The sequence below is a fragment of the Desulfallas sp. Bu1-1 genome, from assembly GCF_015594625.1.
Lineage (GTDB): Bacteria > Bacillota > Desulfotomaculia > Desulfotomaculales > Desulfallaceae > JADNRQ01.
This window is the reverse complement of sequence record NZ_JADNRQ010000012.1, coordinates 26,373-43,484: the sequence shown is the minus strand read 5'-3', so window position 1 is coordinate 43,484 and position 17,112 is coordinate 26,373. Positions and strand designations below refer to the sequence as shown.

Genomic DNA, 17,112 nt, shown 5'->3' with positions numbered 1-17,112 from the left:
TACTTTCTTAATAAAGGGGGCATCATATGGCTCATATATTATTTTCCGTACCAGTTCAGCAAAGTGATTTAAATGCCATCATTGAAACATTCCCAAACTCAATTTTTCATATCCACCCCAATAACAATCTTGAAGATTTGGTGATCCTGGAAGAGTGTGAGGTTATTGCCACGTTCGGTCATGATCTTAACGTCGAAATAATCAAAAGAATGCCTAAATTGAAGCTGGTCCAGGTTTTTAAGGCGGGCGTGGATACTTTGCCACTCAAGGAACTGCATGAAAAAAAGGTTTTAGTTTCCAATGTCCGGGGCATTCACCGGATTTCCGTGTCCGAGCTTGTTTTTGGTTGTATCCTGGCTTTATCTCAAAATCTTTTCACTTACCGGCAAAATCAACAGGCTCATAAGTGGAACCGCATTATTTTTAAAGAAGAAATCTTTCAAAAAACTATCGGGATTATAGGCGCCGGCAGCATTGGCCAGGATATCGCTAAAAAGGCCAAAGCTTTCGGCATGTATACCCTTGGCCTAAATACATCAGGTAAACCCCTGGCATGGTTTGACCAGGTCTACCCCCCGGACGGTTTGGGTGAACTGCTGTCTGCCAGCGATTATGTGCTGGTGTCTCTCCCCTTAACCAGTAAAACTTATCACTTTATTAATGAAAAGCACTTTACTTTAATGAAACCAACCAGTTGTTTCATTAACATAGCAAGGGGGCAAGTGGTCAATGAGCAGGCGCTGGTTGATGCATTAAAAAATAAATTAATAAAAAATGCTATTCTTGATGTATTTGACCAGGAACCGTTACCGCCCGACAGCCCCCTCTGGGAAATGGAAAATGTGATCATCACGCCGCATATCGGAGGAGTATCACCCCGTTATATGGAGCGGGCGCTGGAAATTTTTAAACACAATCTATCGGTTTACCTGAATCAAGGCAATAACTTTATTAACCTTATCGATCCGGCAAGAGGGTATTAAAATTCACAAACCTAATAAGAAAAGAGGGAATCCATGAACAGCAATATCATTAAAGAAGGCATTAGAAGGGCTGATAAACGGGCTTTGCTCAAGTCCATGGGCCTGGCCCAGTATGAAATCGAGCAACCTTTCGTGGGTATCGTCAATTCTTACAACGAACTGGTTCCCGGACACGTGCATTTGCGGGAAATTGCCGACGCGGTGAAAGCGGGTGTACGCAGTGCGGGAGGAACCCCCCTTGAATTTAACACCATCGCTGTATGCGACGGCCTGGCAATGAACCATGACGGAATGAAATATTCATTACCTAGCCGGGAATTGATTGCCGATTCAGTTGAAATTATGGCTAAAGCACATAAATTGGATGCCCTGGTTTTCATTCCTAATTGCGATAAAGTTGTCCCTGGCATGTTGATGGCCGCCGCCAGACTCAATATTCCATCCATTTTTGTCAGTGGTGGCCCCATGCTGGCCGGCAAAATTCATGGAAAAAAGCTAGCCATAATTGATATGGGGGAGGCTAAAATAGCTGCTGAGGCTGGACGGGATCAAGAAGCGCTGGAGCATCTGGCCATGCTGGAGGAAGGCTGCTGTCCCACCTACGGCAGTTGCGCCGGCCTGTATACGGCCAATTCCATGAACTGTATCACCGAAGCACTCGGCCTGGCCCTGCCGGGCAATGGTACAATACCTGCCGTTTATGCGGCCAGGAGGCGGCTCGCCAAAATAACCGGGAAGCAAGTTATGCTGCTATTGCAAAAAGACATTAAACCCCTGGATATTTTAACGGAAGATGCTTTAGCCAACGCGCTGGCGGTTGATTTTTGCCTCGGCTGTTCCACCAATACCGTTCTACACCTTACCGCCATTGCCGCTGAAGCAGGTATGGAGCTAAAACTTTCCACCCTGCGAGACATCAGCCGGCAAACCCCGAACCTGGTAAGGCTGAGCCCGGCTGGACGCCACTACATGGAAGATCTGCATGAAGCCGGAGGAATACCTGCCGTAATGACCAGGCTGGCGGAAAAAGGGTTGATCAGGACCAATGCTCTCACCGTGACCGGTGATCCCGTGGGCCGGCACCTCGGTGTCCAGCCCCAAAATGACGAGGTTATTCGCCCTTGGAACAATCCTTACAGTAAAGAGGGGGGTATTTCGGTTTTATTTGGAAACCTGGCACCCGAAGGCGCTGTGGTCAAAACCTCCGCCACCAGCGTTAAAATATTGAGGCACCGCGGCCCGGCCAGGGTATTCAACTCTGAACCCGAGGCCTATCAAGCCGTAATCAACGGCAAAATCAAGCCGGGAGATGTGGTAATTGTCAGGTATGAAGGCCCCAAAGGCGGACCCGGCATGCAAGAAATGCTGGGAGTTACCATGGCCATCGCGGGCCTGGGTCTGGACCAAGACGTTGCCCTGGTGACGGACGGGCGTTTCTCGGGCGCCACCAGAGGAGCCAGCATTGGTCATGTGTCCCCGGAGGCCGCCGAAGGCGGGCCTATTGCCCTGGTTAGGGAAGGCGATATGATTGAGATAGATATTCCCGCAGGTAAAATCAATTTTGACGTATCTGACGCTGAAATTGAGAAGCGAAGACTGAACTGGACTCCACCATTGCCAAGAATTAATACAGGGTACTTGAAAAGGTACGCCAGAACTGTCACTTCGGCCTGCACAGGGGCTGTATTCAAGTAAAAATAGGGGAGGATAACAACTTCCTCCCCGTTAAATATTTATTGAACCAGTTGTGTAATCGTATTAGGTCTTTATGTTACCTCCCCGAATAAACCAGATTGACCGCTTTCCTTTAAAATTTTAAATATATTAATACCCAAAGGACAGGCTTGAATACACAAGCCGCAGTTCAAACAATCTCCTTGATTTCCACCCCGGGCCAAAGTCCAGCTGCTATAAAATGGAGGCGCTTGATATTTCGAAAATACAGGTCCTTTTTGCTGACAAACCTGGCACGCCTTAAGGCAATTCCCGCATTCGATACACATCAACAAGTCACGAGCGGGTTGTTTCAGCGCCTCGGTTCGGCCATTATCAAGCAAAATTACGTGCACCTCACGTGGGCCGTGCATGCCCCTGACGATCAAACCCTGAATATCGGCAGTAGCGCTGGGTCCGGCAATAAAAAACAAGTTTCTGCTTACCGGCTTGCCCATTCCGTAAAAGGATACTCCCCTGGCCACCAGCAGGGCTTCTTCCAGGTTGTGCACAATTTTATCCATTCCGACCACCAGTATGTGCACGGGTGGCAATGTAGAAGCAATATGAATGTTTTCCCTTTCTTCACTAATTAATATTACACCTTCCTGAGCGATTATAGCAGTACAACCCGTAATACCGGCTCCGGCGGCGGCCAGCAGTTTAAAATGTTCTTCCTGCCAGTCTTCCAATGAAAAGTCATTCTCCCCGTAATATGCCTTCAAGCGGTTACAAATATCGGTTTTTTCATATCCACTAAGATGGTAAATGGGGTGCCCCGGTTCCAAGGATAGGATACGTAAAGCCCTGCTGTCCGGGCCGGCATCAATTACTTCATATCCCTGCCCGGACAAAAACTCATACAACCCCAGCTCTTTATCAATTGTGGTGCCCGCAAGCAACACGGGTTTATTACGTTCCAGCAATGAACTTATATATTCACTGGCCCGGGCGGCAGATTCTGCCACGTATACTTGAAACCCGTTGCCTTGCAGCTTGGTTACAGCCTGTTGAACCAGCAACTTAATCTCTGCAAGGCATTTCTGTTTAACCTCTTTTATGCTTTTCCCCAGGTCTTGATACGCTTCGCTCAACATTTCTCAGACTCCGTTGTTTTTTGGGCAGCGTAAAAACCCTGGAGGTAATCATCCGAAAGCCTGAGATAATCACCTTGTTGCAAACCGTGCAAAACCCTTGCCTTTTTATTGGCCACCGCGGTCAGCAAATTGGGCAATATTTCGGAAGGATACTGTTTTATTTCAATTACTCCCGCCGCCTGCGCCTCCTTGATCAATGCCTCCCCTTTTTCCGTACGCACAATCAATGTATTCCACTCCGGGTCATATTCAGTTGAACCGACCGAAACATCCGCATATTCAGAGGTAATGTCAAAACAATCGACACATGCTTCCCTGATGAGCGGGCGCAGTTCTTCAAGGGGAAATTCAACCTTCGCCCCATTTTCCAGGACGGCCACAAGGCCCCGGTTAGGCGGGATATCCAGCCGAACCGTTTTATTCCCCGCTGTCTTATCCTTAAGCTTAATATAAAAATCGGGGGACAAGGACCAAAAACAAAACAGGCCGATAACAATGGCTTCAAATTTATTGTCGGGGAAACACTTGAGCTTGTTTTGACCGCATAAACGCTGCATTTTTCTAAACGCAATTACCTGGCATGGCCTGCCGACCACACAAAGTCTTAAAAAACCCTTTTTTAATCCCTCGGAAACGATTTTTAAAGTTGGACAGGCGGAGTACTTGGAGCCAGAGCATCCAAGGACCTCTTCCATAGTTTGGACCAGCACCGGTTCCGGTACATCATTACCATTGGCCCTTGTCAAAACAGCGGCATCAACTTTCTTATTTTTTACCATGTAAGCGGCCAGAGCAGTGACCACACCACCATACTGCCCGTTTTCGGATATTTGTTGATCAACCGCCCGGGCAAAAAAAATCCCCTTGTTTTCCCCCAGAATATGGTCAGCTCGAGGTTTATTAAAGACCTGTTTATCCATTTCCACCGGGTTAAGCTCTATACGGGGACACACCTGGTGACAGTTGCCTTCTTTCAGACCACAGGAATGCACCAAAGCTACTCTTTCATTGACCGCGTAAATGTATGGACATAAACCAACGCAGGCCCCGCAGCCGGTACATAAATTCCTATCCATAACCTCTTTTTTTAATTTTTCGGGGCCGGTTAAAATTTTCATTACAATACCCCCTTGGTCAAGCGCGGGGGCTTTATGATAATATAAAGCCCCCTTAATATAGGAATTAAATTTTATTGATTTTTACCGTTAATCAACAATGCCGGCAAGGTACTTGGCTATTTCTTTTTTCTCCTGCATATCATACTGCGCCATGATAGCAATTTTCTCCATGATCGGCGATCCTCCACCGTGAATCCCGCTTACCTGGGAAGCGGCGCCGGGAGCAGATGCGATCAGATTTTCAATCAGCCTGTAACAACGATGTACTTTCTCGCTGGGGACATCCTTTTTTCTCTTAATATATTTATTCAAAAGCGGGCCCACCGTGGGCTCCATAAAATCGTCCTCGTAAGGCAGCGTTGCCGCCAGCCCGCCGGCCAGGTCGGCCAGTATCTCGAATTCGGGATAAACATTGACGCCGGCGTGATATCTACCCACATTGGTATATACCACTTCGGGCACGTATGTACCCGATGAAGACCTGGTGCTGTTGACGGAAGCTGCTATCCCCGCCGCGTAAACCAGTTCAGCCACGGTTACCAGTTCTGCAAGTTTGTCACGCACATGGGAGGCCTTTTCAATGCCGTTATATTCGGAGACCAGGGCGGCAGCCCCCATGATTATGTCGGTCAGGGCGGGCTTGCAACCCGTGTAGCTGTGCCGGTGGTAGGTGGCAAACAATAACGCCAGTTGGCCCGCGTATTTGGTTTCACCGCACATGAAAACCCTTTCCCAGGGAACAAAAACATTATCAAAAATAGTAATTGAATGGGCCGCGCCCGTTTCACCGATGGGAGCCTTCAAGTGTTTTCTGGCCCGCTGGTTGTGTGCCACTGAAACCAGGTACATGCCTTCGGTATCAGCCGGCAGGGCGAAGGCCACCGCATAGTCTTTGTCTTCCGGCGTCATGGCCCTGGTGGGAATGGCGATAATCTCATCGGCATAGGGAGCAATGGTATTATGGGCTTTGGCACCCCTGACAATGATCCCGTCGTCCCTTTTCTCCACCACCCGCAAATACATGTCCGGGTCATCCTGTTGATACGGCCTTAAACTCCTGTCCCCTTTTACATCGGTTTGCGCCGCGTTACCCACCAGGTCGTTTTCCTGGTAATATTCCAAATATTTTAAAAACCGCTGGTAATAGTTGGTGCCCAGGTCGTCATCCATCCGCTTTGTTACCACCGACAACGCGTTCATTGCGTCAATGCCCATGCAGCGCTGGACACAACGACCAACCCGGCGGCAATACATTCTGGTCATTTTCTGTTTCTTTAACAAATCTTCCTGGCTTTGATGAATATGGGTAAAACGATTGATTTTCTTTCCTGTCAGGTGGGATACCGCCGTGGTCAACTCCTCGTAATTTGGATCCATGGCCAGTTCAAAAGTAGCTCCGATGGTTTTGATCCCCGGAAGAAACACCGGATCATCCCTCGAAACCAGCTTACCACCCAAATACACGTTGGGGCGCAGCTTTTTCAAGCCTTCAACATATTGTTCAAATGTTCTCATCGTAAAAACCTCCATAAATTAATTAGTTGACTTTTTTCTTTCCTGTTCCTGTAATTGGCGCCATAAGATTTTGCCTGCTCCACTTTTGGGAAGCTCATCTATAAACTCGACAACAAGCCTTAACATTTTCTATTCTGTAAGGATCGGGAACACCCACCACACAGGCTTCTGCAACGGCGGGATGTCCATACAAAATACCTTCCACCTTGCGGGCCAAACCTTGAAACCAGAAGCGTTTTTAAGTCCCTCCTCAAAAAATTTCAATACCTACGAAAATTTTTAAATGCAAGATTTATACCATTTTAATAGTTAATAGTCCCTTTTCAATACGCTAAGAACAATTCCCAATCTACATCAACTTCTTAATAAAACCAATCACGCATGCTGAAAACTTTCCGGGCTGCTCCAGCATGGTCATATGTCCCGCTTCCGGAATGACACAAAGTTTTGCACCAGCGATCTTATTTTGCAAGTACTGCGAATACTTAAGGGGCGTATTCTTATCTTCCAGGCCACAAATCACCAAGGTGGGAACACCGATTTCGGAGACTTGTTCCATCCGGTTGAAGCGGTCGCAGGCTTTAAAGTCATTCAAGTATACGCTGCCGGATGTTTCATCGCCATCGTAATTTGAACCATCGGAAAAATTTCTGCCCGGAACAACCCCGTTGGACAACATTGCAAGGAAGTCCGGCGAAACCCTCAGTTTCGCGCCAGTATTGGCCAGAATCAAACCCTTTAAGTCAAATGGATGCCGCAAGGCATATTCTATGGCTATAGCTCCCCCCATAGAATGCCCGCACAAAAAGAAATGCTTCAGCCCCAGGCTGTCACAAAATTTTTTTATAAAAGTAGTATATTCTTCGATAGTTTGGCAGGGTGAACCTCCGGATTTGCCGTGCCCGGGCAAATCCGGGGCGATGCAGCGGCTTACCCCGCTTAATGCACCGAGCAGATGCTCCCAGCGGGCGCTGGTGCCGCCCGCACCATGCAGCAAGATTAAAGCGGGTAACTCCTGTTCTTTGCCCCCGTTCTCTTGATAAAAAACCATGTTTCCGTCAATCTCGACCAGCGGCATTTTAATTCACCCCCTTTACATGCACTTTTGTAGCAGAGGCATAGCGGAAAGCAACAGTACCATGACACCGCCAAACAACCAGTTTGATCGGGCTATTTCAAAAGACGATTTTTGGGTCAACCCCGACATAATCAATGTCACTCCGGTAAATGGTGAAACAAGTACGCTGGTGGCCCACCCACCCACCAATACCAGGGAAAGCAGGTGCGAGGACAATCCCATTAATGCAGGGTTCAACGAAGCGCTGTAGGCCATTACCGTCACCATTGGCGTAACCCCGACAACAGAAAACAGGACAATCGATGATACGATGAAAAAACATAGTAAATAAGGATTTAAACCAATAAAATCCTTCAAAAATAAAGATATTTTATCGCCGATGCTTGTGATCGACAACGCCGCGGCAACAAACCCGGCCCCCAAAAACATGACTATTTCCGACGCAAAACCAGGCAGAGTATACCGCATATAATCTTCGTACGCCTCCAAAATTACGCATCCCTTACCCAAAACACCCAGCCAAAAGACAGGATAAGCCAGGGCCAGCAACGGCACGGCGTCAAGCACAGGAATTGCGGTTTCGGTGGCAATATAAATAATGGTACCGAGAAATAACGAGCAAAAAACAAATAACTCCGCCAGTTTTTTTCTGTCGATACCCTCTCTGGCCGGCAGGTTCGTATCCATATGATTTTGAGGTTTACCATCGGTAATTAAATGGATCAACCAGCCGACAAGCAAGCTTATTAAGGTTAAGATGATTCCGCCGCGGGCGAACTCCGCCCAAGGCACTCGTAAATAATAAGTAACCAGGGCAACCGAAACCATGTTTGGAGACCAATAAATTGATGAACTGAAACCACGCAATATTGCACCGGGCACTGATTGAAACACGCGCGGCAACTTGCCGTGGATTATCAACTTGTATACGACAGGTATGGCCCCCATGTTCATCAGCGCCCCAAAAAAGTGGCCAAGCAAGGCCGGAACCCAGTATATCCTGTGCCTGTGGTTCATGTACCTGTCAACCATGGCGTCCAGTACCTGGTAATACCCGCCATATTTAAGCGGCATGCCAAAAACAGGTACCAAAACAAGCAACGTTATTAAATTGGCGTTTTGAGTCACCGCTATCAGCCAAAGTTTTACATCAGCACCGGCAAAAACCAGCAGCAAAGCTCCGGAAAGAAATAGAATTAAAGCAACGCTCCTGGTTACACCCCGGACCGCGGAAAAACAAATCAGGATACAAAACAAACAAACTATGCTGAGGACTGTATTTAAAACTGGCCATTGAAGATACGCCTTGGCCAGGTATGTCAGAGCCAAACCGGCACAAAGTGAAGATCTTGCGGTATTAATATATAACGCTCTGGGGTAAGCCTTTTGTATCGACACTTTCATTTTTCCCTCCGTAAAAACACCTTGCAATAAAAATGCCTTTGCTATATCCCTATACAATTAGTATCAGTAAATCTGAATTAATTTCAGATTTGAACAATAAGTTCAATTTTGTAACAAAATTAAGAATATAAACTTATTTCCACTGCTTAACAGTAACCAGCGGCACAACAAAACGCTAGGCATGATTTTTGCGTTAACAAATTTTATATTTCATCAACTGTGAGATTGTAATAGGTTTGGGCAGGTGTTGTATTTATGCAAATTAAAAAAATAGCCATTGTAGGCTCAGGCTTAATTGGACGTTCCTGGGCGCTACTGTTGGCCCGTTCCGGCTATCCGGTGACAATGTACGACATAAACAAAGAAGCCTTTATAAAAGTCAGGCAATTTTTAATCGATGCTTTAAACACTTTGTCTTCAAAGTGTTTGTTATCACCGGAAAACTTTCAATCCATATCGGATCTTGTCGTGGTCACGGACGACCTGGCGCAGGCGCTGTATGGTGCGGATTATATTATTGAAGCAGTTACTGAGGATATTGAAATCAAGCAAAGCCTTTATGCCAAAATGGAGGAAATCGCCGGGAGTAATGCTATAATCGCGTCATCTACTTCATCTTTCCCCATATCCTTGATCACAGCCAGAATGGTCAATCCCGAGCGTTGTTTGGTTGCACATCCTTTTAACCCGCCGCATCTCATTCCGGTGGTTGAGGTTGTGCCGGGCCCCGGGACGGCAACCGATGTAGTTGATATTACCATGGAATTTCTCAAAAGTATAGGCAAAATACCCGTTTTATGCAACAAAGAAACCAAAGGTTTTATTTTAAACAGGCTTCAAAATGCCTTGTTAAGAGAATGTATAAACCTTATCGACAATGGAGTTGCCACAGTAGCCGATGTGGACGCCGCCGTAAGTGCCGGAATAGGCCTGAGATGGGCCCTCATGGGACCGTTCGAAGTTTTTGATTTGGCATCGGATTCAGGTTTAAAGGGTTTTTTTGAACACTTTAAGCCTGTTCTCGAAGAAAGCTGGCAACAAGAGCGAAATAAGAAGCTAGACAGCGAAATAATAACAAAAATTATTGAACAATTTAATGCAGTTGACCGGCCCGAAAAATTAAAGCGAATTAAAAACAGGGATGAAATGTTAATTGATCTGCTAAAAATCAAAAAACAAATTTAATGCAAATTAACAAAGCTTTTGTTTTTCTTTCATCAACACCAGCCCATCTTGATAAAAAAATCGCCCCGCTCAGGGGCTTCATTAAATGGTACATTTTAAACCAACCTGAATTTAAACCCGTATCGGATAACTCCCTCTTCCTCGTAAATCCTTCTGAACACCGCTTCAACCGGCATCCCTATGGAAATCCCCTCCCCGGGGGGATTTACCAGCTGGGCTATGATCCTGGGACCTTCCTCCAGTTCCACCAGCACCACCGGATAACTGCCCTTGCACCGGGCGTCTTCCGCAAATTCCGGCGGGGCGCCGCCTCCCGCAATAATAGTGTAGGAATATATGGTGCCCCTGCCGCTGAGCTGCACATTTTCAAATTCAGAGCCGGTCAAACAGTATTTGCATACGGCTTTTGGGGGAAAATTGACCCTGCCGCATTTAAGACATCTTTGGCCAATAAGCCTGTAGCGCTGGGGGACCGCCCTTTGATACATGGGAATGGAAATATGAGCGCCCATACCAATCACCTCAAATATTTCTTTTCAATTTTAAGTATTGAACGTAACCGATGTATTTTTTCCGTTCCAACAATGATTTTAACGAATTCCTTGGTTTGGGCGGTTGACCGGTTAACTTGAAGCTTAAAGCGTGGCTACCCGCGCCCGACCCGTAGGAGCAAATAATCATATTATCACCCGGGGACGCATTATCCAGCACATTGCATAATCCCACCAGTGTGGAACAAGCTCCCGTATCTCCCAGCTTGGCAAAAACCAGGCCCGCGTTTATTTGTTCTTCACCAAAGCCCAGCTTTTTGGCCAAACCCGAAGCGTCTTTAGCATCATACTGGTGCAGGATCACATGGCGGTAATCACCGGGTTTTCGCCCGAGCTTATCAAGCAGGCCCCTGACCGAAGCCCTGACCGTATCATTATAAGCCAGGTTGGAGTAAGTTTTGACTCCTATATCCCTGAGATCCGTTTCCCCGGGCAGGCCGTAACGAATTCCCATGGACTCCGCGGCGTAAGCGTACACCCCTTCAAATTCCAGGCCGGGTTCATCCTTTGCCAGGATGAATGCACAGGCGGCGGCGCCGAAGCCGTGCTCCATATCCACAGAAGCGCCGGACGCCGGGGCATCGGCAACCACCACCAGAGCGTATTTCTGATCTGTTAGGCTCAGCAAGCCAATTGCCGACAAAATCGCTTCCGTGCCGGCCAGCGTGGAATTGCCATGCTGGCAAGTCAAGATATTGTTGCTCAGGCCCAGGGCCTCAATCACAGTTCCCGCGGCTACTTTTTCCCGGTAGGGGAAATTGGTGGACGCCAGGGCCAGCACGCCGATCCGGGATTTATCCACGCCGGCAACGGCGTCCCTGGCCGCTTCCACCGCCATGGTAATGGTATCCTCATCTATATCCATCACCGCTTTTTCTTTAAAAGCGGCGCTGCAGCTGCCCAGGGCGCTTATATATTCCTCCCTTTTAATCCGCAGGAACGGTATATAAATCCCATAAGATATAACACTTATCGTCATGATTCGTCCCCTCTCTGATAAATGAAGACCGCGGCCGTTCCACCGGAACCGCCCACATTATGGGACAGGGCATACCTGGCGTTTTTAATCTGGCGGCTGGGTTCCATGGCCTCATCCCTGAGCTGCTTGAATATTTCGCAGGCCATGCCGCAACCGGTGGCGCCGATGGGGTGCCCTTTGGCCTTTAAACCCCCGCTGGCGTTTACCGGCAGCCTTCCATCCAGCTGGGTGTCTCCATTTTCCAGTAAATAATGGGCGCGTCCCACTTCGCAAAAGCCTAGATCACCATAGGCCAGTATTTCGGCAATGGTAAAACAATCATGTACTTCCGCAAAATCAATATCAGAGGGACCGATTCCCGCCTGTTTATATGCTTCCGCAGCAGCCCGGCGCGTGGCGGCCAGGCTGGTGACAGTATTCCGGTCATGAATGGCCAAATAGTCGCTTGCCGCGCCGAAACCTTTTAGATAAACGGGTTTGCTGGTAAACTGCCTGGCTATTTTGGCGTTGCACAGTAGAACCACCGCGGCTCCGTCGGTGGTGGGACTGCAGTCCCAAACGTTAAACGGATGAGCAACGGGAACGCCGTTCATAGCCTGTTCCAGGGTTATTTCCCTGCGAAACTGCGCCTTGGGATTAGCTACCGCGTTGCGGTGGTTTTTTACGGCGACCATGGAAAGATGTTCCCTTTTTAACCCGTACTCATGCATATACCTGGCCGCCATCAGGGCGTAGATGCCGGCAAAGGTTGACCCGGCAAGGCGTTCATACTCCGTATCCCCGGACACTCCCAGCCAGTACCTGCCTTTACTGGAAGAAACGTCCCGCATTTTTTCCACGCCAGCGGCCACTACCAGGTCAAACTTTCCGGAAGCCACCGCGCAAGCTGCAGTATACAGGGCAAATCCTCCGGAGGCGCAGGCATTTTCCACCCGCACCGCATTTACATGGGGCAACCCGACATGCCCCATCAGCAGCGGAGCCAGCTGCCCCAGCTGAAACCCGCTACCGGCGCTGAGGCAGCCAATATAAGCGGCCTGGATCGTTTGCGGATCCAATCCATGATCAACGCTTTTCAGCGCTTCCAAATATGCTTCGGCAAAAAGCTCTTTCACTCCTTTACCGGGAAAATCACCGTAGCGAGTTTGCCCGGCTCCGATGATGGCTACGCCTTCCACTCATTGACACCTTCTTTCAACAGCTATATTTCCATTTCCTTAAGCAGCCTGCCGGCAATAACCATCCGCTGAATTTCGTTGGTTCCCTCATATATACGGGTAAGCCTGGCATCCCGGTAAAAACGCTCCACCGGGAACTCCTTCATATACCCCATGCCCCCGTGAATTTGTACCGCCTTGTCAACAACCCTGCCTAAAGCCTCGGAGGCAAATAATTTAACCATGGGTCCTTCTTTAACAACAGGCAGCCCCTGGTCCACCATCCAGGCCACCCTGTAAGTTAAAGCCCGGGCTGCTTCGGTATCGGTGGCCATTTCCGCCAGCATCCATTGAATAGCCTGGAAACTGGCAATGGGCTTGCCGAATTGAACCCTCTGCTGGGCATACTTAACCGAAAGTTCCACCAGTTTGTCACAGGCTCCGACACAGCGGGCTCCCAGGGCCACCCTTCCCTTGCTCAATATCCTTAAAGCGCTTGCATACCCGCGCCCCACTTCGCCCAGAATGTTTTCCTTCGGCACTTCGCAATCTTCAAAAATCACCTCGGAGGTATGCGATCCGCGCAGGCCCATTTTCTTTTCAATGGTTCCAATGGAAAACCCGGGGAAATCTTTTTCCACGATAAAAGCCGTATAGCCGCCGCGAGCCCCTTTTTCCTTGTCTGTCACGGCAATGACCGTAAAAATACTGGCTTCGGGCGCGTTGGTAATAAAATGCTTCATGCCGTTTAAAATCCATTTATCGCCCTTTAAAACAGCAGTAGTTTTCATATTCGCCGCGTCCGAACCGGCATCCGGCTCGGTCAGGGCAAAGGCGCCGAGTTTTTCCCCGCTGGCCAAAGCAGGCAGGTATTTGCGCTTCAATTCTTCGCTGGCCAGTTCAACAATGCCGGTAGTGCCAATACCCGTATGTGCCCCGATCAAAGTTGTAAAACTCATGTTGGCCCGGCCCAATTCTTCCAGCAAAAGGCATTTTTCCACCATGCTGAGGCCCAGCCCGCCGTATTCTTCGGGAATGCTCATCCCGAACAGGCCCATTTCTTTCGCTTTATCGATCAGGTGCTGGGGAATTTTATCTTCTTCTTCTATTTGCTGGCTGTATTTGTCTACTTCGTTGTCAACAAAATCGCGGATAGTACGCTTCATATCCCTCATTTCATCGGATATGCTAAAATCCATTTCCGGCCCCCCTATTTATTAAATAAAATAATTGATTTTGCTGCAAAAACCCGGTACTTGTATCTGGCGCTCCGGCGGTTTTGCGGTTAAATCATAATTTAGCTTTTTATTATTTACCTTTAAATTCCGGTTTCCGTTTTTCGAGAAACGCCGTAGTTCCCTCAATGCGATCCTCAGTGGAAAAAGCAATCGTCTGCGCAAATTTTTCAAATAACAGGCCGGAGTTTATATCGGTATTGGAGCCGACATTGATCGCAAGCTTGGCCAGGCTGACGGCAACGGGCCCCTTGGCAATGATCTTTTGCGCCATCTCCTTGGCCGCAGGCAGTAATTCCTCGGGTTGTTCCACTACTTTATTAATCAGCCCGATTTCCTTGGCTTCCTGCGCGCTGATAATATCGCCGGTAAAAATCAACTCCTTGGCCTTGCCTATGCCGACAATTCTTTGCAGCCTTTGGGTTCCACCGGCGCCCGGGATAATGCCCAGGTTCACTTCAGGCTGGCCCAGTTTGGAACGGCTGGTGGCAATTCTGATATCACAGGCCATGGCCAGTTCGCACCCGCCGCCCAGGGCAAACCCGTCGATAGCCGCTATTACGGGTTTATCCAGGTTTTCGATATCATTTAATGATTCCTGCGCTTCACTTTTCAAAACTTCCAAAGTCTCGCGATCCCTGAGAGATCTGATGTCTGCGCCGGACGCAAATGCTTTACCCCCCGCACCGGTGATAATTACCACACGGACATCATTATCAAAGCGGCATTCCCGAATGGCGGCGCGAATTTCGGCCCATGTCCGGGGATCAAGGGCATTGCGAACTTCCGGCCGGTTTAAGGTGATTAAAGCAATATGTCCATCCTTTTCAAGCAACAGGTTTTGAAATTCCATTCCATATCCCTCTCTTTCAAAAATTTTTTAGCCGACCCATTCCCAAATTGCCGCGGCACCCTGACCGTGACCTATACACATGCTTTCCACGGCATATTTGGCGCTGTAGTACGGCATTTCATGCATGATCGTTGTGGCAATCCGGGCACCGGTACAACCCAGGGGGTGCCCCAGGGCAATGCCGCTTCCACGGGGGTTGAGCAGCGGGTGGTTTCTAATGCCCAGCCTCTCTGTGCAATATACTGCCTGTGATGCAAACGCCTCGTTGATTTCCCAGATGTCAATTTGGTCAATGGTCATACCGGCTTGTTTCAATACTTTTGGTATAGCAAAAGCGGGGCCTATACCCATCAGGGCCGGGTCCACGCCAACAACCGCATACCCGACCAGCTTCAATTTGGGCTTGAGCCCGAGTTCTTTAGCCTTTTCCTTGCTGGCCACCAAAACAGCGGCGGCGGCGTCGTTGGTTTGACTGGAATTGCCGGCGGTCACGGTTGCTTTTTCATCATCCATGAATACCGGTTTTAGTTTAGATAGTACTTCCATAGTGGTCCCCGGCCTGATTCCCTGGTCACGGTCAACCACCATTTTTTGAGTGCCCCCGTCTTCAGTGGGGACTTCAGCTTCTACGGGCAGTATTTCATCTTTAAATAAACCCTCTTCGGTCGCCTTGTGGGCTTTGGCATGGCTTTCCACGGCCATTTGATCCTGTTTTTCCCTGCTGATGTTAAACCTTCTGGCCACCATTTCCGCAGTGTAGCCCATTCTGATCATATTGGGATCGCAGAACTCACCAAGCCTGGGGTTGGGGTCAATGCCGCTGAGCATTGGAACGTGAGTCATGTGCTGGACACCACCGGCAATGATTAAATCGGCCCATCCCATGGCTATGGATGAAATGGCGAACGCTATGGACTGCAAGCCGGACCCGCACAGGCGGTCAACAGTGCAACCCGGCACGCTGTATGGCATACCGGCCATGATGGTTGCATACCGGCCAATATTGGAACCCATTTCTTTCATTAAATACGTTCCGCCCAGAATAACGTCGTCCACCTGCTCCCTTTGCTTCCCTGTTATGCCCGCGCGTTCCAGAACTTCATTTATCACAAGGGCGGCCAGGTCATCCGCCCTCACATTTGCAAACCAGGATTTTTTCCCTGATTTTGCGATCGCTGTACGGACACCTTCCACGAGGTATACTTCTCTCATTACTGTAATCCTCCTTCTGTGATACGCTGTTCGATTAACCTGTAAGTCAGGTATTTTGAGCTATGTGTTTTCGGTTTTTTAAAATGTAAAATTGTTGCCGGAAAAAATTTTTGCTAATTTTCCGGCAAAACAATTTTCCAGCTGCTTAATTATTTGCAATAGTCATAGAATCCCTTACCGGTTTTACGGCCCCACTCTTTCTTAATGAATTTTTCCACTATAATTGGTGAAGGCTTATATTTGGGATCACCGGTCTCCTGATAACGTTCCATACTGATGTAATATGAAAGATCAATTCCAGTAAGATCCATTAGTCTGAATGGTCCCATGGGGTGTCCGAGGGCATGCACAACCGCGGTATCAATGTCTTCGGGAGTCGCCACACCCATATCGTAAATATACAACGCTTCATTTTTAATAGCCGATACAATACGGTTTACCAGGAACCCGTAAATTTCTTTCTTTAAAACTACCGGAATTTTACCCATCTTTTTACATGCATCCACCACAGTTTCCACTGTTTCATCCGAAACATGCGGTCCTTTAACGACTTCAACCAGTTTCATGACCAGAGCCGGGTTAAAGAAGTGCATATTGCAAACCTTTTCCGGGCGTTTGGTAACATCAGCTATTTTGGAACTGACAATATAGGAGCTGTTTGTGGCCAAAATGGCGTGTTCGGGGCAAATCCTGTCCAGATCGGCAAATATTTTACGTTTCAAGTCCAGCTTTTCGATTACCGCTTCAATCACTAAATCCGCATCTTTGGCCGCATCAGCCAGGTCACCCGTAAAAGATATTCTGGTACGGGCCGCTTTGGCATCTTCTTCCGATAATTTGCCCTTCGCCACCCGCTGCGGCAGGTAAGTATCCGCAAAGTTTTCAGCCTTTTGCAAGATTTCCTGGTTGATATCGGTGCACTTCACATTATAGCCCGCCAGGGCTGCGGCAAGGGCAATTTGATGCCCCATATTGCCGGCTCCAACAACACAAATGTTCTTAATTTCAAAAGTTGCCATTGTATTCACTCCT

General features: G+C 48.3%; 16 protein-coding genes. 3 read left to right on the top strand and 13 right to left on the bottom strand.

Annotation, left to right across the window (positions count from 1 at the left end):
• The first annotated feature begins 26 nt into the window (after positions 1 to 26).
• Positions 27 to 983 (top strand): D-2-hydroxyacid dehydrogenase, encoded by a 957-nt coding sequence (locus tag IT084_RS11820; protein WP_195713080.1) that lies wholly within the window; start codon positions 27 to 29, stop codon positions 981 to 983.
• Positions 984 to 1,016: 33 nt separating this feature from the next.
• Positions 1,017 to 2,678 carry a dihydroxy-acid dehydratase gene (gene ilvD, locus IT084_RS11815; RefSeq protein WP_195713079.1) on the top strand — a complete coding sequence of 554 codons (1,662 nt, stop codon included), beginning with the start codon at positions 1,017 to 1,019 and terminating at the stop codon, positions 2,676 to 2,678.
• A gap of 71 nt (positions 2,679 to 2,749) precedes the next feature.
• Here ilvD and IT084_RS11810 read toward each other — a convergent pair whose 3' ends face one another.
• The 6 genes from IT084_RS11810 to IT084_RS11785 form a co-directional block, all read right to left on the bottom strand.
• Positions 2,750 to 3,793 (bottom strand): LUD domain-containing protein, encoded by a 1,044-nt coding sequence (locus tag IT084_RS11810; protein WP_195713078.1) that lies wholly within the window; start codon positions 3,791 to 3,793, stop codon positions 2,750 to 2,752.
• On the bottom strand, positions 3,787 to 4,911 hold the full coding sequence (locus IT084_RS11805) for a Coenzyme F420 hydrogenase/dehydrogenase, beta subunit C-terminal domain (protein ID WP_195713077.1): 1,125 nt from the start codon (positions 4,909 to 4,911) through the stop codon (positions 3,787 to 3,789). The genes IT084_RS11810 and IT084_RS11805 overlap by 7 nt, the downstream gene beginning before the upstream one ends.
• Positions 4,912 to 4,998: 87 nt before the next feature.
• Positions 4,999 to 6,426, bottom strand: coding sequence for a 4-hydroxyphenylacetate 3-hydroxylase family protein (locus IT084_RS11800; protein WP_195713076.1), 1,428 nt, complete (start codon positions 6,424 to 6,426; stop codon positions 4,999 to 5,001).
• A 94-nt stretch (positions 6,427 to 6,520) separates the two neighbouring features.
• Positions 6,521 to 6,631: an AMP-binding enzyme gene (locus tag IT084_RS18225; protein ID WP_313885471.1), complete on the bottom strand. Its 111-nt coding sequence runs from the start codon at positions 6,629 to 6,631 to the stop codon at positions 6,521 to 6,523.
• Between the two features lie 144 nt (positions 6,632 to 6,775).
• A complete protein-coding gene (locus tag IT084_RS11790; RefSeq protein ID WP_195713075.1) occupies positions 6,776 to 7,504 on the bottom strand; it encodes an alpha/beta fold hydrolase in 729 nt (242 codons plus the stop codon).
• 15 nt (positions 7,505 to 7,519) lie between these two features.
• Positions 7,520 to 8,908: a hypothetical protein gene (locus tag IT084_RS11785; RefSeq protein WP_195713074.1), complete on the bottom strand. Its 1,389-nt coding sequence runs from the start codon at positions 8,906 to 8,908 to the stop codon at positions 7,520 to 7,522.
• Positions 8,909 to 9,163: 255 nt separating this feature from the next.
• Between IT084_RS11785 and IT084_RS11780 the strand changes: the two genes are divergently transcribed.
• Entirely contained in the window at positions 9,164 to 10,093 is a 930-nt protein-coding gene (locus IT084_RS11780) for a 3-hydroxyacyl-CoA dehydrogenase NAD-binding domain-containing protein (protein ID WP_195713073.1), read from the top strand.
• A gap of 95 nt (positions 10,094 to 10,188) precedes the next feature.
• Here the strand turns inward: IT084_RS11780 and IT084_RS11775 are convergent, their stop codons facing one another.
• The 7 genes from IT084_RS11775 to IT084_RS11745 form a co-directional block, all read right to left on the bottom strand.
• Positions 10,189 to 10,605: a Zn-ribbon domain-containing OB-fold protein gene (locus tag IT084_RS11775; RefSeq protein WP_195713072.1), complete on the bottom strand. Its 417-nt coding sequence runs from the start codon at positions 10,603 to 10,605 to the stop codon at positions 10,189 to 10,191.
• Positions 10,606 to 10,615: 10 nt separating this feature from the next.
• Positions 10,616 to 11,623, bottom strand: coding sequence for a hydroxymethylglutaryl-CoA synthase (locus tag IT084_RS11770; RefSeq protein WP_207744554.1), 1,008 nt, complete (start codon positions 11,621 to 11,623; stop codon positions 10,616 to 10,618).
• The gene (locus IT084_RS11765; protein ID WP_195713071.1) at positions 11,620 to 12,801 is read right to left on the bottom strand and encodes a thiolase domain-containing protein; all 1,182 of its coding nucleotides are present in this window, start codon (positions 12,799 to 12,801) and stop codon (positions 11,620 to 11,622) included. Before IT084_RS11765 ends, IT084_RS11770 begins: the two co-directional genes overlap by 4 nt.
• A 23-nt stretch (positions 12,802 to 12,824) precedes the next feature.
• Positions 12,825 to 13,979 (bottom strand): acyl-CoA dehydrogenase family protein, encoded by a 1,155-nt coding sequence (locus IT084_RS11760; RefSeq protein WP_195713070.1) that lies wholly within the window; start codon positions 13,977 to 13,979, stop codon positions 12,825 to 12,827.
• A 109-nt stretch (positions 13,980 to 14,088) separates the two neighbouring features.
• Entirely contained in the window at positions 14,089 to 14,868 is a 780-nt protein-coding gene (locus tag IT084_RS11755) for an enoyl-CoA hydratase-related protein (protein WP_195713069.1), read from the bottom strand.
• Between the two features lie 27 nt (positions 14,869 to 14,895).
• The gene (locus IT084_RS11750; RefSeq protein WP_195713068.1) at positions 14,896 to 16,080 is read right to left on the bottom strand and encodes a thiolase family protein; all 1,185 of its coding nucleotides are present in this window, start codon (positions 16,078 to 16,080) and stop codon (positions 14,896 to 14,898) included.
• Positions 16,081 to 16,229: 149 nt separating this feature from the next.
• Positions 16,230 to 17,099 (bottom strand): 3-hydroxyacyl-CoA dehydrogenase family protein, encoded by an 870-nt coding sequence (locus IT084_RS11745; protein WP_195713067.1) that lies wholly within the window; start codon positions 17,097 to 17,099, stop codon positions 16,230 to 16,232.
• Positions 17,100 to 17,112: the final 13 nt, after the last annotated feature.